The organism is Streptomyces sp. NPDC028308, from assembly GCF_055565855.1.
The window spans coordinates 214,720-239,857 of the sequence record NZ_JBVHTO010000009.1 but is presented as its reverse complement, the minus strand read 5'-3'; the positions used below and the strand labels follow the sequence as shown (position 1 = coordinate 239,857).

Below are 25,138 nucleotides of genomic sequence, written 5' to 3'. Positions count from 1 at the left end.
GCTTACAGCACCTCCGGCGCGAGCGAGATGATCTTCATGAACTTCTTCTCGCGCAGCTCACGGCCGACCGGGCCGAAGATACGGGTGCCGCGAGGGTCGCCGTCGTTCTTCAGAATGACGGCGGCGTTCTCGTCGAAGCGGATGTACGAGCCGTCCGGACGGCGGCGCTCCTTGACGGTGCGAACGATGACCGCCTTGACGACGTCACCCTTCTTCACGTTGCCACCGGGGATCGCGTCCTTGACGGTGGCGACGATGACGTCACCGATGCCCGCGTAGCGGCGACCGGAGCCACCGAGCACACGGATGCAAAGGATTTCCTTCGCACCAGTGTTGTCGGCGACACGCAGTCGCGACTCCTGCTGGATCACGTCTATCTCCTGATTGTCTGCCGGTTCCCGGCAGGGGCTGCCTCTGGGAGGCGGAGCCCCTGCCGAGCCTGGCGGAACGAACCCGAGGGGGAAACCCCTCAGGTGTGTCGTTGGAATCCCCTCGCGGGGATTTCCTTACTTGGCCTTCTCGAGAATCTCGACGACGCGCCAGCGCTTCGTCGCGGACAGCGGCCGGGTCTCCATCAGGAGGACACGGTCGCCGACGCCCGCGGCGTTCTGCTCGTCGTGGGCCTTGAGCTTGTTCGTACGGCGGATGACCTTGCCGTACAGCGCGTGCTTGACGCGGTCCTCGACGGCGACGACGACGGTCTTGTCCATCTTGTCGCTGACGACCAGGCCCTCACGGGTCTTGCGGAATCCGCGGTCCGTCTTGGTCTCTTCAGTCACGTTGTTCTCGCTCATGCGCTCTCCACCGTCTCGATGCCCAGCTCGCGCTCACGCATCAGGGTGTAGATCCGCGCGATGTCCTTGCGGACGGCCTTGAGCCGTCCGTGGTTCTCGAGCTGACCGGTCGCCGCCTGGAAGCGGAGGTTGAACAGCTCTTCCTTGGCTTCGCGGAGCTTCGCAAGAAGCTCCTCGTCACCCAGTTCGCGCAGCTCGGACGCCTTGGTACCGGCCGACATCACGCTTCACCTGCCTCGCGCTTGACGATCCGGCACTTCATCGGCAGCTTGTGGGCTGCGCGAGTGAGCGCCTCACGCGCAATCTTCTCGTTGGGGTAGGACAGCTCGAACATGACCCGGCCCGGGTGCACGTTCGCGACCCACCACTCGGGAGAACCCTTACCGGAACCCATGCGGGTCTCGGCGGGCTTCTTCGTCAGCGGGCGGTCCGGGTAGATGTTGATCCAGACCTTGCCGCCACGCTTGATGTGGCGGGTCATCGCGATACGCGCCGCCTCGATCTGGCGGTTGGTGACGTACGCCGGCGTGAGGGCCTGAATGCCGTACTCGCCGAACGAAACCTGCGTACCGCCCTTGGCCTGACCACGGCGCTTCGGGTGGTGCTGCTTGCGGTGCTTGACCCTACGGGGGATCAGCATTTCGGTCAGGCCTCCGTTCCGGTGCTCTCAGCCGGAGCGGCAGCGGCGGCGGGAGCGTCGGCCTTGGGGGCCTCGGCAGCCGGCGCGGACTGCTGCTGCGGCTTGCGGCCGCGACCGCCACGCTCGCCACCACGGCCACCACGGGCCGGGCGGTCGTTGCCGCCGCCACGGGCCGGGCGGTTACCCGCACGGGCAGCGGCGTTCTCGGCGCGGACCTCGGCGATGTTCTTGACGTCGCCCTTGTAGATCCAGACCTTCACACCGATACGGCCGAAGGTCGTCTTGGCCTCGAAGAAGCCGTAGTCGACGTTCGCGCGGAGCGTGTGCAGGGGCACGCGGCCCTCGCGGTAGAACTCCGAGCGGGACATCTCGGCGCCGCCGAGACGGCCACCGCACTGGATCTTGATGCCCTTGGCGCCGGCCTTCATCGTGCCCTGCATGCTCTTACGCATGGCGCGACGGAAGGAGACGCGGGAGGACAGCTGCTCGGCGACGGCCTGAGCGACCAGCTGAGCGTCGGTCTCGGGGCTCTTGACCTCGAGGATGTTCAGCTGGACCTGCTTGCCCGTGAGCTTCTCGAGGTCGCCGCGGATGCGGTCGGCCTCGGCGCCACGGCGGCCGATGACGATGCCGGGACGCGCGGTGTGGATGTCCACCCGCACGCGGTCACGGGTGCGCTCGATCTCAACCTTCGAGATGCCGGCGCGCTCCATGCCGGACGTCATCATCCGACGGATGGCGACGTCTTCCTTGACGTAGTCCTTGTACAGCTTGTCGGCGTACCAACGGGACTTGAAGTCCGTGGTGATGCCGAGCCGGAACCCATGCGGGTTAACCTTCTGGCCCATTACCGGGTTCCTTCCTTGCTGCTGACGACCACGGTGATGTGGCTGGTCCGCTTGCGGATCCGGTAGGCGCGGCCCTGGGCGCGCGGCCGGAACCGCTTCAGGGTCGGGCCCTCGTCGACGTAGGCCTCGGAGATGAAGAGGCTGTCGGCGTCGGTGTGGTCGTAGTTGTGCGCGGCGTTGGCAATGGCGCTGTCGAGCACCTTGCCCACCGGCACGCTCGCGGCCTGCGGGGCGAAACGCAGGACCGCCTGAGCCTCCGTGGCATCCATGCCACGGATAAGGTCCACCACGCGGCGGGCCTTCATGGGCGTAACGCGGATGTACCGCGCCTGGGCCCTGGCTTCCATGGTTGTCCTTCCAGTGTCTGTCATGGTCATTCCACCCCGCGTTAGCGGCGCTTCGACTTCCGGTCGTCCTTCACGTGACCCCGGAAGGTGCGCGTCGGCGAGAACTCGCCGAGCTTGTGGCCGACCATCGACTCGGTGACAAACACCGGAATGTGGGTCTTGCCGTTGTGCACCGCGATCGTGTGGCCGAGCATGGCCGGGATGATCATCGAGCGACGGGACCAGGTCTTGATGACGTTCTTGGTACCGGCTTCGTTCTGAGCGTCCACCTTCTTTACAAGGTGTCCGTCGACGAAGGGTCCCTTCTTGAGACTGCGCGGCATCTAAACCCGCTCCTAGCGCTTCTTGTTCGTCTTGCGGCGGCGGACGATGTACTTGTTCGAAGCCTTCTTCGGCGAACGAGTACGACCCTCCTTCTGACCCCACGGCGAGACCGGGTGGCGACCACCGGAGGTCTTGCCCTCACCACCACCGTGCGGGTGGTCAACCGGGTTCATCGCCACACCGCGAACGGTCGGGCGGACGCCGAGCCAGCGCTTGCGGCCGGCCTTGCCCCAGTTGATGTTCGACTGCTCGGCGTTGCCGACCTCGCCGACGGTGGCGCGGCAGCGCACGTCGACCAGGCGGATCTCTCCGGACGGCATGCGCAGGTGGGCCATCTGGCCCTCCTTCGCGAGCAGCTGCACGGAGGCACCGGCGGAGCGGGCGAACTTGGCACCGCCACCGGGACGGAGCTCGATCGCGTGGATCGTGGTACCGACCGGGATGTTGCGGAGGGCCAGGTTGTTGCCCGGCTTGATGTCGGCCCCGGGACCGTTCTCGACGCGGTCACCCTGCTGCAGGTTGCGCGGGGCGAGGATGTAGCGCTTCTCGCCGTCCGCGTAGTGCAGCAGCGCGATGCGCGCGGTGCGGTTGGGGTCGTACTCGATGTGCGCGACCTTCGCCGGCACGCCGTCCTTGTCGTGACGACGGAAGTCGATCACGCGGTAGGCGCGCTTGTGTCCGCCACCCTGGTGGCGAACGGTCACACGACCGGCGTTGTTACGGCCGCCCTTGCTGTGCAGCGGGCGGACCAGCGACTTCTCCGGCGTGGACCGCGTGACCTCGACGAAGTCGGCGACGGAGGAGCCACGGCGGCCCGGCGTCGTCGGCTTGTACTTGCGGATTCCCATTTCTCAGTCCTCGTCCGATATTCGGACCAGGGCGCTCCGTTAGGAGGCCTGGCCGAAGATGTCGATACGGTCGCCCTCAGCGAGGGTCACGATCGCGCGCTTGCTGTCCGCACGCTTGCCGAAGCCCGTCTTGGTGCGCTTGCGCTTGCCCTGACGGTTGATCGTGTTGACCCCGGTGACCTTGACCGAGAAGACCGCCTGGACGGCCTCCTTGATCTGCGTCTTGTTGGCGCCGGGCGCGACGATGAAGGTGTACTTGCCCTCGTCGAGAAGCGCGTAGCTCTTCTCCGAGACGACCGGCTTGAGCAGCACGTCACGGGGGTCCGTGAAGGACTTGCTCAGCGGGGTCTCGACGGTGTTCTTGCCCTCGGTGGCGTGGCGCTTCGCCTTGGCGACGCGCGCGGCCTTGGCGGCCTTGGCGGCCTTCGAGGCGATGCTCGGGTGACGCGTAGCCATCAGGCTTCGCTCCCTTCGGTGTCAGCAGCCGACGACTGCGGCGCGCCAGACACGAAGGACTCGAACGCGGCCTGGGTGAAGACCACGTCGTCCGAGACGAGAACGTCGTACGTGTTCAGCTGGCCCGGCTCCAGGATGTGGACCTGGGGCAGGTTGCGCGCGGAGAGCAGCGCGGCCTCGTCGGAGCGCTCGATGACCAGGAGCACGTTCTTGCGCTCGCTGACCTTGCCGAGGAAGCTCTTCGCGGCCTTGGTGGAGGGGGTCTCGCCCTCGATCACGCCGGTGATGACGTGGATACGAGCGTTGCGGGCCCGGTCGGTGAGGGCGTGGCGCAGGGCCGCGGCCTTCATCTTCTTCGGGGTCCGCTGCGAGTAGTCACGCGGCGTGGGGCCGTGAACGACGCCACCGCCGGCGAACTGCGGCGCACGGGTCGAACCCTGGCGGGCGCGGCCGGTGCCCTTCTGGCGGTAGGGCTTCTTGCCACCACCGCGGACCTCGCCACGACGCTTGACCTTGTGCGTGCCCTGACGGGCGGCGGCCAGCTGCGCGACGACGACCTGGTGAAGCAGCGGAATGCTGATCTTCTCTACGTCGAAGATCTCGGCCGGGAGCTCGACGGTCCCGGCGTTGTCGCCGGAGGGCGACAGAATGTCAATGGTGCTCATAGTCCTCAGGCCCCCTTGGCCGCGGTGCGGACCAGGACGAGGCCGCCGTTCGGACCAGGAACCGCGCCCTTGATAAGGAGCAGGCCCTTCTCCGCGTCAACGGCGTGAACGGTCAGGTTCTGGGTGGTGACCCGCTCGTTGCCCATGCGACCCGCCATGCGGAGGCCCTTGAACACACGGCCCGGGGTGGCACAGCCACCGATGGAGCCGGGAGAGCGGTGCTTGCGCTGGGTGCCGTGACCGGCGCCGAGGCCCTTGAAGTTGTGACGCTTCATGACACCGGCGAAGCCCTTGCCCTTGCTCTTGCCGGTCACGTCCACCTTGACGCCGGCCTCGAAGGTCTCGGCGGTGATCTCCTGGCCGAGGGTGTACTCGCTGGCGTCAGCGGTACGGATCTCGACGAGGTGGCGGCGGGGAGTGACGTCGGCCTTGGCGAAGTGACCCTTGAGGGGCTTGTTCACCTTGCGAGGGTCGATCTCGCCGAAGGCGATCTGGACCGACTCGTAGCCGTCGGTGTCGTTCGTACGGACCTGGGTGACGACGTTGGGGCCGGCCTTGACGACGGTGACCGGAACAACACGGTTGTTCTCGTCCCACACCTGCGTCATGCCGAGCTTCTCGCCCAGGATGCCCTTGATCTGCTTAGCCATCTTCAGATCACCGGCCTTCAGAGCTTGATCTCGATGTCGACACCGGCCGGGAGGTCGAGTCGCATCAGAGAGTCAACGGTCTTGGGGGTCGGGTCGAGGATGTCGATCAGGCGCTTGTGCGTGCGCATCTCGAAGTGCTCGCGCGAGTCCTTGTACTTGTGCGGCGACTTGATGACGCAGTACACGTTCTTCTCAGTGGGCAGCGGCACCGGGCCCGCGACCGACGCACCAGTACGCGTCACCGTCTCGACGATCTTCTTCGCCGAGCTGTCGATGACCTCGTGGTCGTAGGCCTTGAGCCGGATGCGGATCTTCTGTCCCGCCATGGCTACTCAGTAGTCCTTTGTCTCGAATAAAACGCTCTGGTACCCGGGGGGTTTGCGTCCCTCCTCCGACCCACGCGGTCGGGCGTGTCGCGTCCTCGCTGACAGAGATCTCCACGAATGGATTTCCCTACGAGGGACGCGGCCCTGAGACCGCAGATCGGGGGCTGAACACCCACCGAGCGCCTGGTCGGCACCCCGCTGACACTTCCCGGAAGATTCCCGTACGTCCGCCCCAGCGCTGCCTCTCGGCAGTTGGAGCGACGAGTACTGTGGGACTCGCTTCCGGTCCCCCCGGCGGGAGGCGCGCAGCATCGGCACTCGACCGAGCAACCCCGCTAGTCTGCCATACGGGGCATGTCGCTGGCCAATCGAGCCGAGGACTTTACCCCGAAGGTGACACAGGTCAAACCCTGGCGGACTTGGGAGGCTTCCGCCCTGGCGCCAAGGTCGATCCCCCTCCTACGTGACCAGGCTCACGGAGCGGACGCCGGAGCCGGTCGGACACCTTGTCCCTCTCGCACTCCTTCGCAGAAACATCACGCGGATCACCCTTCTCTTGCCGCCACTCGCCCCAGAAGCGAACTGCCGCACACGCGCGTTGCGTTGCTCAGGATGCACTTGTGATGATGTGCCGCATGTCTGAGCACGGGGGAAGAGCGGCAGAACCACCGCGGACCGGCGTCCCCAGGTCGAGTCTTGCCGCATACGCGGAGATGACCGGACAGCCGAGAAAAATCGATGATGCGGGGAGCCGGCGACGGGAAGGGCCCGAGGGTGCGCCCTCTGGAGCCGCGGCGCCCGTTCCTCCCAGCACGCCGACGGTGGGCGATCCGAGTCCTCCCGACGAAGACCCCCTGCTCGTCGAGCGACGTCTCAGGTATGTCACGTTGCTGGAGGAGTTCCGGCGGACGCCGGTTCTGGTGCCCTTGGGCGACACCGAGGGACCCGTTGACGAGCGCGGCATGCTGACGGCCGACCTCAATGGCGTCCGCTTCATCCTGGCCTTCTCGGATGAGCAAGCCTTGGCGCGGTACGCCCAGGCCCGTGGTGAGTTCCACCGTGAGTGGACCTATCAGACCGTTCTCGGCTCGCGCCTGCTCGATGCGGCCGTCCCGGCGGCCGGTACGGCGTGTGGAGTCGCGCTGGACTGTGCGGACGGACCTGACGGTGCGGTCTTCCCGCCGGTGCAGGGGATTGTGCCCATCGAGGCCGCTGTAGACGCCGACTGGCCCGGGAGGAGCAATCGATGAGCGCCGATGGCAAGGATCTCAAAGCCCAGGGTCTCGGCCTCATCGCCAAGGGCTTGACAGACGCGCTCGGTGAGTTGAAAGAGCTGGGCATGGTCGGTCAGGCTGGCGCCGGTCGTGGCTTCGGCGACGTTTCCCTTTCCGGAATGGAACTGGGCCATGAAGGGCTGGTCGACGTCTTCACGTCGTTCTGCGAGCGCTGGGAATGGGGCGTCCGCTCCCTCATCAATGAGGGAAACGGATTCGCGGTCAGGACCGGCCTGTCCGCCGGCACGTATTACGAGACTGAACAGTACGTCGAGGGCAGTTTCAAAGTTGTCGCCAATGCCGCGATAGGCAACCCCTACGCCTCCGAGGACGAGGTCACGCAACAGGGCTGGGGTGACATCGCGACATCCGGCGCCTTTGGCGGCGCCGATTACAGCCAGGAGTCGTTCGACCGGGCCGGGGAGAACATCAAGCAAGGCTGGAAGGACGCCAGCCGCGATGTGATGACTTCGCGCACCATGGGACCGGTGGGGCTGAACCCCGCGAACCTGCACGACGGCTTCGGCGTATCCGATGCCGAGTACGACCAGATGCTGGACAGCACGTTCGGCCCCTCGCCGGAGAAACGGGCCGAAGCGGCGCAGCAGGGCAACGGAGCGGGCTGATGGGCGTCTTCGGTGACATCGGCAATGACCTCAAAGGCCTGGGCCGCGACATCAAAGATGGTGTCAACGACGGCTTGGGTGCCATTGAGGAGGGTGTCGACGAGGGCAAACGACTCGTCGGAGTCGGGGTCGACTGGGGCACCGACAAGGTCGGGGACGGCCTGGACAAAGTCGGCATGCATGACGCTGCTGACGCCGTCGAGGACTGGGGTGACGGCCTCGCGTCCGATCTCGGCGCGACTCCGGGAGAGCAGCAACTCGGCCAGACAGAGGATCCTGACGAACTGATCCACGGCAATCCCGCCAGGATCCGCACGAGCGCGCAACACCTCAGGGACTTCCACGGAGCCTTCGACAAGGTCGGCCAAGGGATGCGCAGACTCGACTCCTCGCACTGGAGGGGCGAAGCGGGTGACGCATTTCGCGAGAAGTTCGAGCTGCACCCCACGCGATGGCTCCGGGCGTCGGACGCCTGTGAGACGGCGGCAAGCGCCCTGGACGGATACGCCGAAACCGTCAAGTGGGCTCAGGAGCAGGCCAAAGACGCCATTGGCCTGTACAAGAAGGGCAAGCATGCCTCCGAAGAGGCCGTGCGCGCTTACAACAAACGGATCGACGCCTACAACGCGAAGGTCAGAGCGGACCAGGATCCGGGACCGGTGCCCGACCCCTTCAAGGATCCAGGCAGGGCCGACATCCAGGCGGCCCGGGAGAAGCTCGCCGAGGCCCGCAAACAGCGGAACACGGCAGCCTCGACCGCTCAGGGCAAGATCAAAGCGGCGCTGGAGCACGCCCCCGCCGAACCTCCGCCCCTCGATCGTCTCGGCAACAACATCATCGACGGTTACCAGGCGATCGACATGGAACTCACCCATGTCGTCGGTGGCGTCCTCAAAGGTGGCGCGGGTCTCGTCACCTTCGTCCGCGGTCTCAACCCCACCGATCCCTACAACCTGACCCATCCCGCCGAGTATCTCCAGAACGTCAACATGACGTTGAGCGGGTTGGTGTCCACAGCCGCACATCCCGAGCGGGTCGTCCAGGCAGCGGTGGAAGGATTCAAGAAGGATCCCTCCGAATTTTTTGGCCGTCTCATTCCGGAGGCCATCGGAACCAAGGGGGCCGGCCTCGCCCGCAGCGGCGTAAGCCTGAGCGTAAAAGAGGGAATGGAGGTCGCGGCATCGAATGTGGCATCCAAGGGCCTCAAATACGGCGACGAGGCAGCCGGAGCGGCGCCGAAGAACTGGGACGATCTGGCGAGCAGCACCGAGCACGTCAAAGAAAAGGCAATCCATTACGACTCGGTGGATCCGAAACAGGCACAGGACTTCTTGGACTCCGAGTATCCTTGGCTCAAGGACGTGAACAATACTGGGCAGCCTGGATACACGTTGAATTGCAGCCACAACACCGTCGCCGTGGACCGCCGCCTGGACGGAATCGACGTGAGCGCCGCTCCCAAGCATGCCGGTGACCACATTCCGCCGGAACAGCTCGGCATGAAGGACAGAGTAAAAGGCCACTATGACATGGTGGACAGCTACGACGACATCATTCGTGACCTTCAGGGGCGGGGGCAGGACTCACGAAGCGCCGTCTACATCTCACGCCCGGACGGCACGGCCCACGTCTTCAACGCCGTTAACACTCCCCATGGCGTGGTCTTCCTGGACGGCCAGAGCGGAACACTGGGCATGTTGGAGAAAAACGTCTCTTCCATCGGGCACATCCCGTATCGCAATGGAGCTCCCTAAATGTTGACCAAGGATGAGGTAGTGGCCGCGGCCACTGACTTCCTGAAGAACCGCGCTTACCCGGACAGGCCGGATTCCGTAGTGGTACTCCCGGAAACAGGGGTCGAATTCACGTACGGCTGGACCATTCGCTTCGATTTCAAGGAACACATCGAGACCGGTGACCCCGCGCAGGCTCCGTTCACCTCTGTTGTCGTCGTGCCGCATGATGGAAGCACTGTCCACCTCGCTCCGACATTCCCTGCAGTAGCGGAATACATGGATCTTCAGGCTGCAGGCAACTGGCCCCCCAGGAAGGGGCACTGAAATGCCCACCCCCGAACGGCAGGCTGCGGAGTGGCTCCAGCGCACCTACCGGGGTCTCGTCGAACTGGCAGACCTCCAGCCGGTGCACGAGTCGGCAACCGCCTGGCTGATGGCGTGCCGGGCCGTGCAACAGCCGGGCTACCCCCAGACGCCCATGCTCGCGGCATCGATCGTGCTTCCCAAAGACGGCAGCTCCCCGTTCCACCCGTCACCCAGTGATCCGCTCGGAGATCTTGAACCGGCTCCCTTGCTCGATGCCGCCATCGCGCGCGTAGAGAACCAAGGGCGGCGGATCAACGCGCGCGGCTGTGTCGTCTCCCTGCATTCGGCGATCAACAAGAGCCCCTCGTCCCCTCTGGCCTGGCAACCCTCGGACGAGGCTCCGGGCTGGTGGAGCAGACTCTCCCGCAGGTATTTTCCGGAGTTCGAGCGACAGCGGGCGAGCAGCTGGGACGAGATTGTCAAGGCGGTCCAGGAGACGGGCCCCGACACCCGGGGCGTTGTGTGGCTACGTCGTGAGATCAACGGTCGGGAAGCGACGGGCAACCTGATTTATGCCCACAACAACAAGGGGCAGGTCGTCTTCCTCGACGGCCTGACGTCGTCCCTGGCACGGCTCGACAGCCAGCACGTGCGCGAGCTCGTACTCATCCGGGCCACGCCGGAGGCGATCAGGCCGCGGCGCCGCCCCTGGGAGCAGGAGGCGTTCGACTACGACTCGGCGGTGACGAAGGCCCGGCTATGGCTGGAAAGCACATACGGAGGCCAGGTCGAGCTGGTGGCTCCGAAAGCCGAGGACGAGACCCGTCGCGGCTGGGTGTTCTCCTGCGACACACGGCGCCACCTCCGGGAAGGTCATTGGCAGGACACCATGCTGGACGCGACGCTGGTCGTTCCCAAGGACACGGGCACGCCCTTTGGCCTGCCGAACTCTGATCCGTGGAACTGGCTGGCCCATTGGGACGTTGGTGGGGCTCCGGGCACTGGTCGGTTCCCGCCGGCACCAGCCCCCGGCCGCGCCCACTGGTTCGAGCCGACACTCGCCGAACTCGGGCCCGTCCTATCCACCGCCGACCACCACGACTGGCAGTCGGCGGTTGGTGAACTCTCATCGTTGCCAGTAGGGTCTCGCGCCCTGGTCTGGGTCCGTCGCACCGACGGCCGTGGCCGTGAGGCCGTGGGATGGCTGCTCAATGCGCTCATTACAGCGACGGGTGTGATGCTGTTCGACGGCTCGTCCGACGAGCCAGTGTCATTCGACCCCGTTGGCGTCCGCGCGCTGCACGTGATCCGGTACCGCTGAGACCGGGGACGGCCGAGTCAGGCCGGAGGACTGTCCGCGCTGCGTTCAGAGGACCGGAGGCAATTCGTCATCTCCGCGGCAGCCTCCCGGCGGACCTTCTTGTGAACGAGGAGAGCTCCGTGGCGACGTCGGCGACGGCATCCCGTGCCGCGTCGAACACGTCGACGTACCACGGCGAAGCCCCGGCCCCCGTCCCACCCTCACTCGCCAACACGCCGGACCCACACTCACCGGTAACTCTAGCCACGGCCAGTGACACTCCCCACGCGGCCTGTCACAGGCAGCGCCCGAGATCGGCCACTCCCCCACCCAACACCCCAGCCGCAGGGGGCACATGAGTGCCGGTCCTCAGATACGGCCCCCACGCCGAGACGGCCCCGGGATGAACCCCCGCCGGGACGACCCACCGCTTGCTGAGCCCCAACCGTCAGAAGCGCTCGACTTCCCGGCCCTCGGGCACCGTGTAGCAACCGGACACCACGGTCACGCTCAGCTTCGGAGGATCATTCTTCGCACGCCGCACGACATTGACGCCCACCTTTCGCTCGTCGTCATCGGCAGCGAGGGTGAGGTTCTTGTTCTTGCTGATGTCCGCCTCATAGCCGACGACTTCCACCCGTGCTTCGGCAGTTCCGCGGTGACACCGGGCCGACTGTCGGACGCCTTCCCCTTGACGCCGATCAGCTCACGGATCCCACTCGGCACCTCCTCCATCGCGTCCGAGGCGTCACGCGAGGTGCTGATGCCGGCGGACGGAATCCCCGTGGATCCGCCGGCGGTCATGCCGCATCCGGTGAGGGCGATCAGAGCCAGGGGGACGGCGAGCGTCAAGGCGCCCAGTTCGGTCTTCACGTCAGAGATCCCTGCTTCCTAGGATCGGGCGGCGGAGCGGCCTTCACACCCCACGCGCACCCGTGTGTTCGGTGACGCCGTCCGACGACTGGCAGCCCTCGTTGCAGCCGGCTCGCGTCGCCGCGGAGCCCGGGCGCGAGGGCTCGCGGGACATCGCTGTGCCCCGCCACTCAGCACCCTCGCCCCAAGCCGCACATGGGCACCGTACTCACATCCCCCAACGCAAAGAGGCCCGCCCGACCGAAGTCGTGCGGGCCCCTTCAGGAGCTCAGGGAAGAGCTACCAGGCGTTCAAGCCCAACAGGCAAGCGATGCTTACTTGTTGATCTTGGTGACCTGGCCGGCGCCGACGGTCCGGCCACCCTCACGGATGGCGAACTTGAGGCCCTCCTCCATGGCGACGGGCTGGATGAGCTCGACCTTCATCTCAGTGTTGTCGCCCGGCATGACCATCTCCGTGCCCTCGGGGAGGGTCACAACACCGGTCACGTCAGTCGTACGGAAGTAGAACTGCGGACGGTAGTTGTTGAAGAACGGCGTGTGGCGGCCACCCTCGTCCTTGGACAGGATGTAGGCCTGGGCCTCGAACTCGGTGTGCGGCGTGACCGAACCGGGCTTGATGATGACCTGGCCGCGCTCGACGTCCTCGCGCTTGATGCCACGGAGGAGCAGACCGACGTTCTCACCGGCCTGGCCCTCGTCGAGCAGCTTGCGGAACATCTCGATGCCGGTGACCGTGGTGGTGGTCTTCTCCTGCTTGATGCCCACGATGTCGACGGTCTCGTTGACCTTCAGGACACCACGCTCGATACGGCCGGTGACGACCGTACCGCGACCGGTGATCGTGAAGACGTCCTCGATCGGCATGAGGAACGGCTTGTCGACGTCACGCTCGGGCTGCGGGATGTTCTCGTCGACGGCCTTCATCAGGTCGAGGACGGACTGGCCCCACTCCTTGTCGCCCTCGAGGGCCTTGAGCGCCGAGACCTTGACGACCGGAAGGTCGTCGCCCGGGAACTCGTACTCGGAGAGGAGCTCACGAACCTCGAGCTCGACGAGCTCCAGGATCTCCTCGTCGTCCACCATGTCGGCCTTGTTCAGGGCGACGACGATGTAGGGGACGCCGACCTGGCGGGCCAGGAGCACGTGCTCCTTGGTCTGCGGCATCGGGCCGTCGGTGGCGGCGACCACGAGGATGGCGCCGTCCATCTGCGCCGCACCCGTGATCATGTTCTTGATGTAGTCCGCGTGACCGGGGCAGTCGACGTGGGCGTAGTGACGCGTCTCGGTCTGGTACTCGACGTGCGCGATGGAGATGGTGATACCGCGCTGGCGCTCCTCAGGAGCCTTGTCGATCTGGTCGAAGGCCGAGGCCTCGTTCAGGTCCGGGTACGCGTCGTGCAGCACCTTGGTAATGGCGGCCGTGAGGGTCGTCTTACCGTGGTCAATGTGACCGATGGTGCCGATGTTGACGTGCGGCTTAGTCCGCTCGAACTTCGCCTTCGCCACTGGGTCCTCCTGTGGAGTGGTTCTGGTACGCCTTACTCATCGGCGCCAGGTGATCTTTGCTGGGATGCCGCCCGCCGGGGTTCTCCCTTACCGGGGTGATCCCCGGCGGTCGGTGTCAAGCCTAAAGCGTGTAAACGGGGTGTGTTACTCGCCCTTGGCCTTCGCGATGATCTCCTCGGCGACGTTCCGGGGAACCTCGGCGTAGGAGTCGAACTGCATCGAGTAGCTTGCGCGACCCGAGGTCTTGCTGCGGAGGTCGCCGACGTAGCCGAACATCTCCGAGAGGGGCACGAGGCCCTTCACGACGCGCGCACCGGCACGCTCCTCCATGGCCTGGATCTGACCACGGCGGGAGTTGATGTCGCCGATGACCTCACCCATGTAGTCCTCGGGCGTGGTGACCTCGACGGCCATCATCGGCTCGAGCAGCACAGGGCTGGCCTTGCGCGCGGCCTCCTTGAACGCCTGCGAACCGGCGATCTTGAACGCCAGCTCGGAGGAGTCGACCTCGTGGTAGGCACCGTCGAGAAGCGTGACGCGGACGCCCGTCATCTCGTACCCGGCGAGGATGCCGAACTGCATGGCCTCCTGCGCACCGGCGTCGACCGAAGGGATGTACTCCTTCGGGATACGACCACCGGTCACCTTGTTCACGAACTCGTAGGAGGCGTCGCCACCCTCGATCGGCTCGATCGCGATCTGCACCTTGGCGAACTGACCGGTACCACCGGTCTGCTTCTTGTGGGTGTAGTCCACGCGCTCGACGGCCTTGCGGATCGTCTCACGGTACGCGACCTGCGGCTTACCGACGTTGGCCTCGACCTTGAACTCACGGCGCATACGGTCGACCAGCACCTCGAGGTGCAGCTCGCCCATACCACCGATGATGGTCTGGCCGGTCTCCTCGTCCGAGTGGACCTGGAAGGAGGGGTCCTCCTCCGCGAGACGCTGGATGGCGACACCCAGCTTCTCCTGGTCACCCTTGGACTTGGGCTCGATGGCGACCTGGATGACCGGCGCCGGGAAGTCCATGGACTCCAGGATGACCGGGTTCTTGTCGTCGCTCAGCGTCTCACCGGTGGTGGTCTGCTTGAGGCCCATCACGGCGACGATGTCGCCGGCGCCCACCGACTCGATCTCCTCACGCTTGTTCGCGTGCATGCGGTAGATCTTGCCGATGCGCTCCTTCTTGCCCTTGACGGAGTTCAGCACCGCGGTGCCGGACTCCAGGCGGCCCGAGTAAACCCGGACGAAGGTGAGCTTGCCCAGGTGCGGGTCGCTCATGATCTTGAACGCGAGGGCGGACAGCGGCTCGTCCTCGGACGGCTTGCGCCGGACGACCAGCTCGGGGTCCTTCACGTCGTGGCCTTCGATGGCCTCGACGTCGAGCGGGGTCGGCAGGTAGCGCACGACCGCGTCGAGCAGGGGCTGGACGCCCTTGTTCTTGAACGCGGTGCCACAGAACACCGGGGTGACCGTGGTGTCGTTGGACTTGCCGGACGCGATGGTGATGCGACGGATCGCGGCGTACAGCTGCTCCTCGGTGGGCTCCTGGCCCTCGAGGTACAGCTCCATGATCTCTTCGTCGTTCTCCGCGACGGCCTCGACCAGCTTGTTCCGCCATTCCTCGGCGGCCTCGGTGTGCGTGGCCGGGATGTCGACGACGTCGTACATCTCGCCCTTCGCCGCCTCGGCGGACCACACGAGCGCCTTCATGCGGACCAGGTCCACGACGCCCTTGAAGTCGGCCTCGGCACCGATCGGAAGCTGCATGACCAGCGGCTGCGCACCAAGGCGGTCCGAGATCATGTCGACGCAGCGGTGGAACTCCGCGCCGGTCCGGTCGAGCTTGTTGACGAAGCAGATACGCGGCACGCCGTAGCGGTCGGCCTGACGCCACACGGTCTCGGACTGCGGCTCAACACCGGCGACACCGTCGAACACCGTCACGGCACCGTCGAGCACACGCAGGGAGCGCTCCACCTCGACGGTGAAGTCGACGTGCCCCGGGGTGTCGATGATGTTGATCGTGTAGTCGTTGTCCTCGAGCGGCCAGTGACAGGTGGTGGCAGCAGACGTGATCGTGATGCCACGCTCCTGCTCCTGCTCCATCCAGTCCATGGTGGCAGCGCCGTCGTGGACCTCACCGATCTTGTACGAAACGCCGGTGTAGAAGAGGATCCGCTCGGTGGTGGTCGTCTTGCCCGCGTCGATGTGGGCCATGATCCCGATGTTGCGGACCCTGGCCAGGTCAAGTGAAGTGGTAGCCATAAGGCTTCAGTCTTCTCTCGGTCTCGATGTGGGTAGCGACTACCAGCGGTAGTGCGCGAAGGCCTTGTTGGACTCGGCCATCTTGTGGGTGTCCTCGCGCTTCTTCACAGCGGCACCAAGGCCGTTGGAGGCGTCGAGAAGCTCGTTGAGCAGACGCTCGGTCATGGTCTTCTCGCGACGGGCGCGGGAGTAACCGACCAGCCAGCGCAGCGCGAGCGTGTTGGCACGACCGGGCTTGACCTCGATCGGAACCTGGTACGTCGCACCACCGACACGGCGGGACTTGACCTCGAGGGTCGGCTTGATGTTCTCAAGAGCGCGCTTCAGCGTGATGACCGGGTCGTTGCCGGTCTTCTCGCGCAGGCCCTCCATGGCGCCGTACACGATGCGCTCGGCGGTGGAGCGCTTGCCGTTCAGCAGCACCTTGTTGATCAGGGAGGTGACAAGAGGAGAACCGTAGACCGGGTCGATGATGACCGGGCGCTTCGGGGCGGGGCCCTTACGAGGCATTCTTACTTCTCCTTCTTGGCGCCGTAGCGGCTGCGGGCCTGCTTGCGGTTCTTGACACCCTGGGTGTCGAGCGAACCGCGGATGATCTTGTAACGAACACCGGGCAGGTCCTTCACACGGCCGCCGCGCACGAGCACGATCGAGTGCTCCTGCAGGTTGTGTCCCTCACCCGGAATGTAAGCAGTGACCTCGATCCCGCTGGTCAGACGCACACGCGCGACCTTACGCAGGGCCGAGTTCGGCTTCTTCGGGGTGGTCGTGAACACACGCGTGCAGACGCCGCGACGCTGGGGCGAACCCTCGAGTGCGGGCGTCTTGTTCTTCTCGACCTTGTCCTGCCGGCCCTTCCGGACCAGCTGCTGGATCGTAGGCACTACTTCTCCGGTTTCTGTGTGCCGAATGGTGAAGCTAACCTGGAACATCGCCGACCCACGCGGTCGGGTGTGTCGAATACTGCAGATTCCCGCCGTGAGGCGGAAAGGGCGCAGATTGCGGTGGCCGCTGACGGCTCCCCTTGCGGTTTGAAGGCACGCACGGGAGCCAGGGCACACCCCAGGCACAAGGTCTGAGCGTACCTATCGCATCCACTCCGGTCAAAACAAATGCTCTCGCGCAGGACACGCCGGGTCCGCCACACGATCGCCACACCGCCGCAACACCCCGGCCAGCGGCTCCGAGCAGGGCTCTGAGCGGCCCCAGGGGCCCTCCAGACGCCCCCGCACCCCGTACGGGCGCCGGGGTGCCCCGGGCCCACGCGCCGCCCTCAGAGGCAGCTAGCGTGCCCGCGGAACGGCCGCATCCGTGCCGGCGCGGCACCGCTCCCCCGTACACGCCGACGGGCGGCCATCCCCGAAGGGACGGCCGCCCGCCGACAGACCTACGCCTTACTGGTTGTACGGACCGTAGTCGTAGTCCTCCAGCGGAACGGCCTGGCCGGAGCCCGTGCCGAACGGCGAGTAGTCGATGTCGTCGTAGCCGACGGCCGAGTACATCGCGGCCTTGGCCTCCTCGGTCGGCTCGACCCGGATGTTGCGGTAGCGGGACAGACCCGTACCGGCCGGGATGAGCTTACCGATGATGACGTTCTCCTTGAGGCCGATCAGGGAGTCGGACTTGGCGTTGATCGCCGCGTCCGTCAGAACCCTGGTCGTCTCCTGGAAGGACGCCGCCGACAGCCACGACTCGGTGGCGAGCGAGGCCTTGGTGATACCCATCAGCTGCGGACGGCCGGAGGCCGGGTGGCCGCCTTCCTGGACCACACGACGGTTCTCGGTCTCGAACTTGCCGCGCTCGACCAGCTCGCCCGGCAGCAGCTCCGCGTCGCCGGACTCGATGATCGTCACCCGGCGGAGCATCTGCCGGATGATGATCTCGATGTGCTTGTCGTGGATCGACACACCCTGCGAGTTGTAGACCTTCTGGACCTCGCCGACCAGGTGGACCTGGACCGCGCGCTGACCGAGGATCCGCAGCACGTCGTGCGGGTTGGTGGCACCCACGGTGAGCTTCTGGCCCACCCCGACGTGGTCGCCCTCGCTCACCAGCAGACGGGCACGCTTCGAGATCGGGAACGCCGTCTCGTCGCTGCCGTCGTCGGGAGTGATGACGATCTTCTTGGTCTTCTCCGTCTCCTCGATGCGGACACGGCCGTCCGCCTCGGAGATCGGGGCGACACCCTTCGGCGTACGAGCCTCGAAGAGCTCGACGACACGGGGCAGACCCTGGGTGATGTCGTCACCGGCCACACCACCGGTGTGGAAGGTACGCATCGTCAGCTGGGTACCGGGCTCACCGATGGACTGGGCGGCGATGATGCCGACCGCCTCACCGATGTCGACCAGCTTGCCGGTGGCCAGCGAGCGGCCGTAGCACATGGCGCAGGTGCCGACGGCGGACTCGCAGGTCAGGACCGAACGGGTCTTGACCTCCTCGATGCCGTGCCTGACCAGCTCGTCGATGAGGACGTCGCCCAGGTCGGTGTTGGCCGGGGCCAGCACCACACCGTCGACGACGATGTCCTCGGCCAGCGCACGTGCGTACACGCTGGTCTCGACGTTGTCCGCCTTGCGCAGGACGCCGTCGGCGCCGCGCTCGGCGATCGCCAGGCGCAGACCGCGGTCGGTGCCGCAGTCCTCCTCGCGGATGATGACGTCCTGGGAGACGTCGACCAGACGACGGGTGAGGTAACCCGAGTCGGCGGTACGCAGAGCGGTGTCGGCCAGACCCTTACGGGCACCGTGCGTGGAGATGAAGTACTCCAGCACGGACAGGCCCTCACGGAAGGACGCCTTGATGGGACGCGGGATCGTCTCGTTCTTGGCGTTCGACACCAGACCACGCATACCGGCGATCTGACGCATCTGCATCATGTTTCCGCGGGCACCCGAGTCGACCATCATGAAGATGGGGTTCGTCTTCGGGAAGTTCGCGTTCATCGCCTCGGCGACCTCGTTGGTCGCCTTGGTCCAGATCGCGATGAGCTCCTGCGTGCGCTCGTCCTTGGTGATCAGACCGCGCTCGTACTGCTTCTGGACCTTCTCGTCCTGCGCCTCGTAACCCTTGACGATCTCCTTCTTCGCCTCGGGAACGACGATGTCGGAGATGGCCACGGTCACGCCGGAGCGGGTCGCCCAGAAGAAGCCGGCCGCCTTCAGGTTGTCGAGCGTCGCCGCCACGATGACCTTGGGGTAGCGCTCGGCGAGGTCGTTGACGATCTCGGAGAGCTGCTTCTTGCCGACCTCGTAGTCGACGAACGGGTAGTCCTCGGGCAGCAGCTCGTTGAAGAGCGCACGGCCCAGCGTCGTACGGAGGCGGAAGGTGTCACCCTGCTGCCACTCCGGCTCGCCCTCCTCGCGCTCCGGCGGGGTCCAGCCGCGCGGCGGGATGGTGCCCACCGGGAAGCGGATGTCCACGCGGGACTGCAGCGAGAGCTCGCCGGCGTCGAACGCCATGATCGCCTCGGCGACGGACGCGAAGGAGCGCTCCTCGCCCTTGACGTTGCGCAGGGCACCGTCGGTGGTCAGGAAGAACAGACCGAGGACCATGTCCTGGGTCGGCATCGTGACCGGGCGGCCGTCGGCCGGCTTGAGGATGTTGTTCGAGGACAGCATCAGGATGCGGGCCTCGGCCTGCGCCTCCGCGGAGAGCGGCAGGTGCACGGCCATCTGGTCACCGTCGAAGTCCGCGTTGAACGCGGTGCAGACGAGCGGGTGGATCTGGATGGCCTTGCCCTCGACCAGCTGCGGCTCGAAGGCCTGGATGCCGAGGCGGTGCAGCGTCGGCGCACGGTTCAGCAGAACCGGGTGCTCGGCGATGACCTCTTCCAGGACGTCGTACACGACCGTGCGGCCGCGCTCGACCATCCGCTTGGCGCTCTTGATGTTCTGCGCGTGGTTCAGGTCCACCAGGCGCTTCATCACGAACGGCTTGAAGAGCTCCAGCGCCATGGCCTTGGGCAGACCGCACTGGTGCAGCTTCAGCTGCGGACCGACGACGATCACGGAACGCGCGGAGTAGTCCACACGCTTACCGAGAAGGTTCTGACGGAAACGACCCTGCTTGCCCTTGAGCATGTCGCTCAGGGACTTCAGCGGGCGGTTACCGGGACCGGTGACCGGGCGACCACGACGACCGTTGTCGAAGAGGGCGTCCACGGCCTCCTGGAGCATGCGCTTCTCGTTGTTCACGATGATCTCGGGCGCGCCGAGGTCGAGAAGCCGCTTCAGGCGGTTGTTGCGGTTGATCACGCGGCGGTACAGGTCGTTCAGGTCGGAGGTCGCGAAGCGGCCACCGTCCAGCTGCACCATCGGACGCAGGTCCGGCGGGATGACCGGCACGCAGTCGAGCACCATGCCCTTGGGGCTGTTGCTGGTCTGCAGGAACGCGGAGACGACCTTGAGGCGCTTGAGCGCGCGGGTCTTCTTCTGGCCCTTGCCGGTGCGGATGATCTCGCGGAGGCGCTCGGCCTCCTCGTCGAGGTCGAAGGACTCCAGGCGCTTCTGCAGCGCCGCGGCACCCATCGAACCGTCGAAGTACGTGCCGAAGCGGTCACGCAGCTCGCGGTAGAGGAGCTCGTCACCCTCCAGGTCCTGGACCTTGAGGTTCTTGAACCGGGTCCAGACCTCGTCGAGGCGGTCGATCTCGCGCTGCGCACGGTCGCGCAGCTGCTTCATCTCGCGCTCGGCACCCTCGCGCACCTTGCGGCGCACGTCGGCCTTCGCACCCTCGGCCTCGAGCTCGGCCAGGTCGGTCTCGAGCTTCTTGGCGCGGGCCTCGAGGTCGGCGTCGCGACGGTTCTCGACCTGCTGACGCTCGACGGAGACGTGCGCCTCCAGCGAGGGCAGGTCACGCGTACGGCGCTCCTCGTCCACGTACGTGATCATGTACGCGGCGAAGTAGATGACCTTCTCGAGGTCCTTCGGGGCCAGGTCGAGCAGGTAGCCCAGGCGCGACGGGACGCCCTTGAAGTACCAGATGTGGGTGACGGGAGCGGCCAGTTCGATGTGACCCATCCGCTCACGACGCACCTTGGCGCGAGTGACCTCGACGCCGCAACGCTCGCAGATGATGCCCTTGAAGCGGACACGCTTGTACTTGCCGCAGTAGCACTCCCAGTCCCGGGTCGGACCGAAGATCTTCTCGCAGAAGAGTCCGTCCTTTTCGGGCTTGAGCGTGCGGTAGTTGATGGTCTCGGGCTTCTTGACCTCGCCGTGGCTCCACTGACGGATGTCGTCAGCGGTTGCCAGACCGATCCGGAGCTCATCGAAGAAGTTGACGTCGAGCACTATGCGTCAATCCCTCTCAGGGTTGTAAGTCTTAGGGGTCTGAAACGGGGGTCCTGGGGCCGGCCGGGGCTCATCGCTGAGCCCCGGGCCGGACTCCCGTCAGACCTCTTCGACGCTGCTCGGCTCGCGCCGGGACAGGTCGATGCCGAGCTCTTCCGCAGCGCGGAAGACGTCCTCGTCGGTGTCGCGCATCTCGATGGACATGCCGTCCGAGGACAGCACCTCCACGTTGAGGCACAGGGACTGCATCTCCTTGATGAGCACCTTGAAGGACTCGGGGATGCCGGGCTCGGGGATGTTCTCGCCCTTGACGATGGCCTCGTAGACCTTCACGCGGCCGGTCACGTCGTCGGACTTGATGGTCAGCAGCTCCTGGAGGGCGTACGCGGCGCCGTATGCCTCCAGCGCCCACACCTCCATCTCACCGAAGCGCTGGCCACCGAACTGGGCCTTACCACCCAGCGGCTGCTGGGTGATCATCGAGTACGGACCGGTCGACCGGGCGTGCAGCTTGTCGTCGACCAGGTGGTGGAGCTTCAGGATGTACATGTAGCCGACCGAGATCGGCTCCGGGAACGGCTCGCCGGAGCGGCCGTCGAACAGCCTCGCCTTGCCGGAGGGGAGCACCATGCGCTCGCCGTCGCGGTTCGGGATGGTGTGCTGCAGCAGACCCGCGAGCTCGTCCTCGCGCGCACCGTCGAAGACGGGGGTCGCGACGTTCGTGCCCGGGTCGACCTGGTCGGCACCGATGGCCTGCAGGCGCTGCGCCCACTCCTCGCCGAGACCGGAGACGTCCCAGCCGCGGCTGGCGAGCCAGCCGAGGTGGATCTCCAGGACCTGTCCCGGGTTCATTCGGGACGGGACACCCAGCGGGTTGAGGATGATGTCGACCGGGGTGCCGTCCTCCAGGAACGGCATGTCCTCGATCGGCAGGATCTTGGAGATGACGCCCTTGTTGCCGTGACGGCCGGCGAGCTTGTCACCGTCGGTGATCTTGCGCTTCTGCGCCACGTACACGCGCACCAGCTGGTTCACACCGGGGGGAAGCTCGTCGCCCTCCTCGCGGTCGAAGACGCGGACGCCGATGACCTTGCCGATCTCGCCGTGCGGCACCTTCAGCGAGGTGTCGCGCACCTCGCGCGCCTTCTCACCGAAGATCGCGCGGAGCAGGCGCTCCTCGGGGGTCAGCTCGGTCTCGCCCTTGGGCGTGACCTTGCCGACGAGGATGTCGCCGGCGACGACCTCGGCACCGATACGGATGATGCCGCGCTCGTCGAGGTCGGCGAGGACCTCCTCGGAGACGTTCGGGATGTCCCGGGTGATCTCCTCGGGGCCGAGCTTGGTGTCACGGGCGTCGACCTCGTGCTCCTCGATGTGGATCGAGGAGAGGACGTCGTCCTGCACGAGGCGCTGCGACAGGATGATCGCGTCCTCGTAGTTGTGACCCTCCCACGGCATGAACGCCACGAGCAGGTTCTTGCCGAGCGCCATCTCGCCGTTCTCGGTCGCGGGACCGTCGGCCAGGACCTGGCCGGCGATGACGCGGGCGCCCTCGTCCACGACAACCTTCTGGTTGACCGAGGTGCCCTGGTTCGAGCGCGAGAACTTGGCGAGGCGGTACGTGGTGTACGTGCCGTCGTCGTTGGCGGTGGTGATGTAGTCCGCGGAGACCTCCTGGACCACACCGTCCTTCTCCGACTTCAGGACGTCACCGGCGTCGACCGCGCAGCGGTACTCCATGCCGGTGCCGACCAGCGGCGCCTCGGACTTGATGAGCGGCACGGCCTGACGCATCATGTTCGCGCCCATGAGGGCACGGTTGGCGTCGTCGTGCTCGAGGAACGGGATCATGGCGGTCGCGACCGACACCATCTGGCGCGGCGAGACGTCCATGTAGTCGACGTCGTCACCGGGGACGTAGTCGACCTCTCCGCCACGACGGCGGACCAGGACGCGCGACTCCTCGAACCGGAAGTCCTCACCCAGCGGCGCGTTGGCCTGGGCGATGACGAAGCGGTCCTCCTCGTCGGCGGTCAGGTAGTCGACCTCGTCGGTGACGACACCGTCGGTGACCCGGCGGTAGGGCGTCTCGACGAAACCGAACGCGTTGACCCGGCCGTAGGAGGCGAGCGAGCCGATCAGGCCGATGTTCGGGCCTTCGGGGGTCTCGATCGGGCACATGCGGCCGTAGTGCGAGGGGTGCACGTCACGGACCTCGAAGCCGGCCCGCTCACGCGACAGACCACCGGGGCCCAGCGCCGAGAGACGACGCTTGTGCGTCAGACCCGACAGCGGGTTGTTCTGGTCCATGAACTGCGAGAGCTGGCTGGTGCCGAAGAACTCCTTGATGGAGGCGACGACCGGCCGGATGTTGATCAGGGTCTGCGGCGTGATCGCCTCGACGTCCTGGGTCGTCATCCGCTCGCGGACGACACGCTCCATACGAGCCAGACCCGTGCGGACCTGGTTCTGGATGAGCTCGCCGACGTTGCGCAGACGACGGTTGCCGAAGTGGTCGATGTCGTCGGTCTCGACGACGATCGAGGTGCCGTTGTCACCGACCGTCTCGGTCTCGCCGGCGTGCAGCTTCACCAGGTACTTGATCGTCGAGATGATGTCCTCGACGGTCAGGACGCCGGCGTCCAGCGGGGCCTCGCCGCCGAGCTTCTTGTTCACCTTGTAGCGGCCGACCTTGGCGAGGTCGTAGCGCTTGGGGTTGAAGTAGAGGTTCTCGAGCAGGGTCTGCGCGGCCTCGCGGGTCGGCGGCTCGCCCGGACGCAGCTTGCGGTAGATGTCGAGGAGCGCGTCGTCCTGGCCCTGGGTGTGGTCCTTCTCCAGGGTGGCGCGCATGGACTCGTACTCGCCGAACTCCTCGAGGATCTGCTCGGTCGTCCAGCCGAGAGCCTTCAGGAGAACGGTGACGGACTGCTTGCGCTTGCGGTCGATGCGGACACCGACCATGTCGCGCTTGTCGATCTCCATCTCCAGCCAGGCACCCCGGGAGGGGATCACCTTGGCCGAGAAGATGTCCTTGTCGGACGTCTTGTCGATGGAGGAGTCGAAGTAGACACCCGGCGAACGGACCAGCTGCGACACCACGACACGCTCGGTGCCGTTGATGACGAAGGTGCCCTTGTTGGTCATGAGCGGGAAGTCGCCCATGAAGACCGTCTGGGACTTGATCTCGCCGGTCTCGTTGTTGGTGAACTCAGCGGTGACGAAGAGCGGGGCCGCGTACGTGAAGTCGCGTTCCTTGCACTCGTCGATGGAGTTCTTGGGAGGCTCGAAGCGGTGGTCGCGGAAGGTCAGCGACATCGACCCGGAGAAGTCCTCGATCGGGGAGATCTCCTCGAAGATCTCCTCCAGACCGGACTTGGTGGGGACGTCCTGTCCATTGTCCAGAGCCGCCTCGACACGAGCCTTCCACGCGTCGTTGCCGAGCAGCCAGTCGAAGCTCTCGGTTTGCAGCGCAAGAAGGTTCGGAACCTCGAGGGGCTCCTTGATCTTTGCAAAGGAGATGCGCAGCGGGGCGGTGCTGGCGCCGTTGTTCGTATTCGCGGTCGAGGCAGTGCGCGAGGCGGCCAAGAGGGGGTCCTTCCGAGGGCTCGGACTCACTACGCGCGTACCGGTCCCCAGCTGGGGCACAGAGTCGGACCGTTCCTGATTCGGCCGGTACGGCCAGGTCAGAGGTGGTTCGATCGTCGGTGCTCAAGCGAGGGTATGCCCCTGGTGACGGGCAGGAGGCAGCTAACAGGCAGCGCAAAGGGTCAGTGTAGCCACTAGGCCCACTGATGTCCAGTGCGGGTTTTTGAAGACCCTCGTTGTTCTCAACCCCTGCTGCAAGCCACGCCCTCGATGCACATCGATACTGCCCTCTTCGCCGCCGATCCATGCCTCGGATCCGGATCGTTGTGACGACGCGTCCTGAGAATTGCGCGCTCCGTGCGGTTCGTCAAGGCCCCCCAAGCCCGAACAAGGTGCTGCCAACGTCACTGACCGCTGTCCCGGGGTCCGCCGGAGGCACGACGAAGATCACCATACTCGTCGCGACC

The 25,138-nt window shown here is 65.9% G+C and carries 24 protein-coding genes; 5 read left to right on the top strand and 19 right to left on the bottom strand.

The genetic code is table 11. The annotated features are described in order from the left end of the window. Window positions 1-2: 2 nt before the first annotated feature. The 12 genes from rplN to rpsJ form a co-directional block, all read right to left on the bottom strand. Complete coding sequence (rplN, locus tag ACZ4VA_RS22115; protein ID WP_003998823.1) at window positions 3-371, bottom strand: 50S ribosomal protein L14; 369 nt, start codon at window positions 369-371, stop codon at window positions 3-5. Between the two features lie 135 nt (window positions 372-506). After that, the gene (rpsQ, locus tag ACZ4VA_RS22110; protein ID WP_095748091.1) at window positions 507-794 is read right to left on the bottom strand and encodes a 30S ribosomal protein S17; all 288 of its coding nucleotides are present in this window, start codon (window positions 792-794) and stop codon (window positions 507-509) included. Then, window positions 791-1,015, bottom strand: coding sequence for a 50S ribosomal protein L29 (rpmC, locus tag ACZ4VA_RS22105; protein WP_003998824.1), 225 nt, complete (start codon window positions 1,013-1,015; stop codon window positions 791-793). The genes rpsQ and rpmC overlap by 4 nt, the downstream gene beginning before the upstream one ends. Beyond that, complete coding sequence (rplP, locus tag ACZ4VA_RS22100) at window positions 1,015-1,434, bottom strand: 50S ribosomal protein L16 (RefSeq protein WP_099500627.1); 420 nt, start codon at window positions 1,432-1,434, stop codon at window positions 1,015-1,017. The genes rpmC and rplP overlap by 1 nt, the downstream gene beginning before the upstream one ends. 5 nt (window positions 1,435-1,439) lie before the next feature. Continuing rightward, window positions 1,440-2,282 carry a 30S ribosomal protein S3 gene (rpsC, locus tag ACZ4VA_RS22095; RefSeq protein ID WP_356167229.1) on the bottom strand — a complete coding sequence of 281 codons (843 nt, stop codon included), beginning with the start codon at window positions 2,280-2,282 and terminating at the stop codon, window positions 1,440-1,442. Beyond that, a complete protein-coding gene (gene rplV, locus ACZ4VA_RS22090) occupies window positions 2,282-2,629 on the bottom strand; it encodes a 50S ribosomal protein L22 (protein WP_003974262.1) in 348 nt (115 codons plus the stop codon). The genes rpsC and rplV overlap by 1 nt, the downstream gene beginning before the upstream one ends. A 41-nt stretch (window positions 2,630-2,670) precedes the next feature. Then, window positions 2,671-2,952, bottom strand: coding sequence for a 30S ribosomal protein S19 (gene rpsS, locus ACZ4VA_RS22085; RefSeq protein WP_015035577.1), 282 nt, complete (start codon window positions 2,950-2,952; stop codon window positions 2,671-2,673). 12 nt (window positions 2,953-2,964) lie between these two features. After that, complete coding sequence (gene rplB, locus ACZ4VA_RS22080) at window positions 2,965-3,801, bottom strand: 50S ribosomal protein L2 (RefSeq protein WP_059192905.1); 837 nt, start codon at window positions 3,799-3,801, stop codon at window positions 2,965-2,967. A 39-nt stretch (window positions 3,802-3,840) separates the two neighbouring features. Then, window positions 3,841-4,257: a 50S ribosomal protein L23 gene (gene rplW, locus ACZ4VA_RS22075; protein WP_121405501.1), complete on the bottom strand. Its 417-nt coding sequence runs from the start codon at window positions 4,255-4,257 to the stop codon at window positions 3,841-3,843. Beyond that, on the bottom strand, window positions 4,257-4,922 hold the full coding sequence (rplD, locus tag ACZ4VA_RS22070; protein WP_010986343.1) for a 50S ribosomal protein L4: 666 nt from the start codon (window positions 4,920-4,922) through the stop codon (window positions 4,257-4,259). The genes rplW and rplD overlap by 1 nt, the downstream gene beginning before the upstream one ends. A 5-nt stretch (window positions 4,923-4,927) precedes the next feature. Further along, entirely contained in the window at window positions 4,928-5,572 is a 645-nt protein-coding gene (gene rplC / locus ACZ4VA_RS22065) for a 50S ribosomal protein L3 (protein WP_355782961.1), read from the bottom strand. Between the two features lie 17 nt (window positions 5,573-5,589). Beyond that, window positions 5,590-5,898, bottom strand: coding sequence for a 30S ribosomal protein S10 (gene rpsJ / locus ACZ4VA_RS22060; RefSeq protein WP_003948644.1), 309 nt, complete (start codon window positions 5,896-5,898; stop codon window positions 5,590-5,592). Between the two features lie 821 nt (window positions 5,899-6,719). Between rpsJ and ACZ4VA_RS22055 the strand changes: the two genes are divergently transcribed. Genes ACZ4VA_RS22055 through ACZ4VA_RS22035 form a run of 5 tightly spaced genes read left to right on the top strand, consistent with a single transcriptional unit; the run spans window position 6,720 to window position 11,161 of the window. Next, window positions 6,720-7,148 (top strand): hypothetical protein, encoded by a 429-nt coding sequence (locus ACZ4VA_RS22055; RefSeq protein WP_388906486.1) that lies wholly within the window; start codon window positions 6,720-6,722, stop codon window positions 7,146-7,148. Continuing rightward, window positions 7,145-7,798 (top strand): hypothetical protein, encoded by a 654-nt coding sequence (locus tag ACZ4VA_RS22050; protein ID WP_468082412.1) that lies wholly within the window; start codon window positions 7,145-7,147, stop codon window positions 7,796-7,798. The genes ACZ4VA_RS22055 and ACZ4VA_RS22050 overlap by 4 nt, the downstream gene beginning before the upstream one ends. Beyond that, a complete protein-coding gene (locus ACZ4VA_RS22045) occupies window positions 7,798-9,552 on the top strand; it encodes a putative T7SS-secreted protein (protein WP_355782952.1) in 1,755 nt (584 codons plus the stop codon). Before ACZ4VA_RS22050 ends, ACZ4VA_RS22045 begins: the two co-directional genes overlap by 1 nt. After that, window positions 9,553-9,858, top strand: coding sequence for a YrhB domain-containing protein (locus ACZ4VA_RS22040; protein WP_355782950.1), 306 nt, complete (start codon window positions 9,553-9,555; stop codon window positions 9,856-9,858). Between the two features lies 1 nt (window position 9,859). Beyond that, window positions 9,860-11,161 (top strand): YrhB domain-containing protein, encoded by a 1,302-nt coding sequence (locus ACZ4VA_RS22035; protein ID WP_468082411.1) that lies wholly within the window; start codon window positions 9,860-9,862, stop codon window positions 11,159-11,161. A gap of 427 nt (window positions 11,162-11,588) precedes the next feature. Here the strand turns inward: ACZ4VA_RS22035 and ACZ4VA_RS22030 are convergent, their stop codons facing one another. From ACZ4VA_RS22030 to rpoB, 7 genes are all read right to left on the bottom strand, one after another. Continuing rightward, window positions 11,589-11,777 carry a hypothetical protein gene (locus tag ACZ4VA_RS22030; RefSeq protein WP_355782944.1) on the bottom strand — a complete coding sequence of 63 codons (189 nt, stop codon included), beginning with the start codon at window positions 11,775-11,777 and terminating at the stop codon, window positions 11,589-11,591. A 550-nt stretch (window positions 11,778-12,327) separates the two neighbouring features. Continuing rightward, the gene (gene tuf, locus ACZ4VA_RS22025) at window positions 12,328-13,521 is read right to left on the bottom strand and encodes an elongation factor Tu (protein WP_093905285.1); all 1,194 of its coding nucleotides are present in this window, start codon (window positions 13,519-13,521) and stop codon (window positions 12,328-12,330) included. A gap of 144 nt (window positions 13,522-13,665) precedes the next feature. Next, window positions 13,666-15,792, bottom strand: coding sequence for an elongation factor G (fusA, locus tag ACZ4VA_RS22020; protein ID WP_355791266.1), 2,127 nt, complete (start codon window positions 15,790-15,792; stop codon window positions 13,666-13,668). 39 nt (window positions 15,793-15,831) lie between these two features. Further along, a complete protein-coding gene (gene rpsG, locus ACZ4VA_RS22015; protein ID WP_003974303.1) occupies window positions 15,832-16,302 on the bottom strand; it encodes a 30S ribosomal protein S7 in 471 nt (156 codons plus the stop codon). A gap of 2 nt (window positions 16,303-16,304) precedes the next feature. After that, window positions 16,305-16,676 carry a 30S ribosomal protein S12 gene (rpsL, locus tag ACZ4VA_RS22010; RefSeq protein ID WP_003948652.1) on the bottom strand — a complete coding sequence of 124 codons (372 nt, stop codon included), beginning with the start codon at window positions 16,674-16,676 and terminating at the stop codon, window positions 16,305-16,307. Window positions 16,677-17,186: 510 nt separating this feature from the next. Further along, window positions 17,187-21,086: a DNA-directed RNA polymerase subunit beta' gene (locus ACZ4VA_RS22005; RefSeq protein ID WP_356167209.1), complete on the bottom strand. Its 3,900-nt coding sequence runs from the start codon at window positions 21,084-21,086 to the stop codon at window positions 17,187-17,189. 99 nt (window positions 21,087-21,185) lie between these two features. Next, window positions 21,186-24,671, bottom strand: coding sequence for a DNA-directed RNA polymerase subunit beta (rpoB, locus tag ACZ4VA_RS22000; protein ID WP_355788069.1), 3,486 nt, complete (start codon window positions 24,669-24,671; stop codon window positions 21,186-21,188). Window positions 24,672-25,138 lie beyond the last annotated feature (467 nt).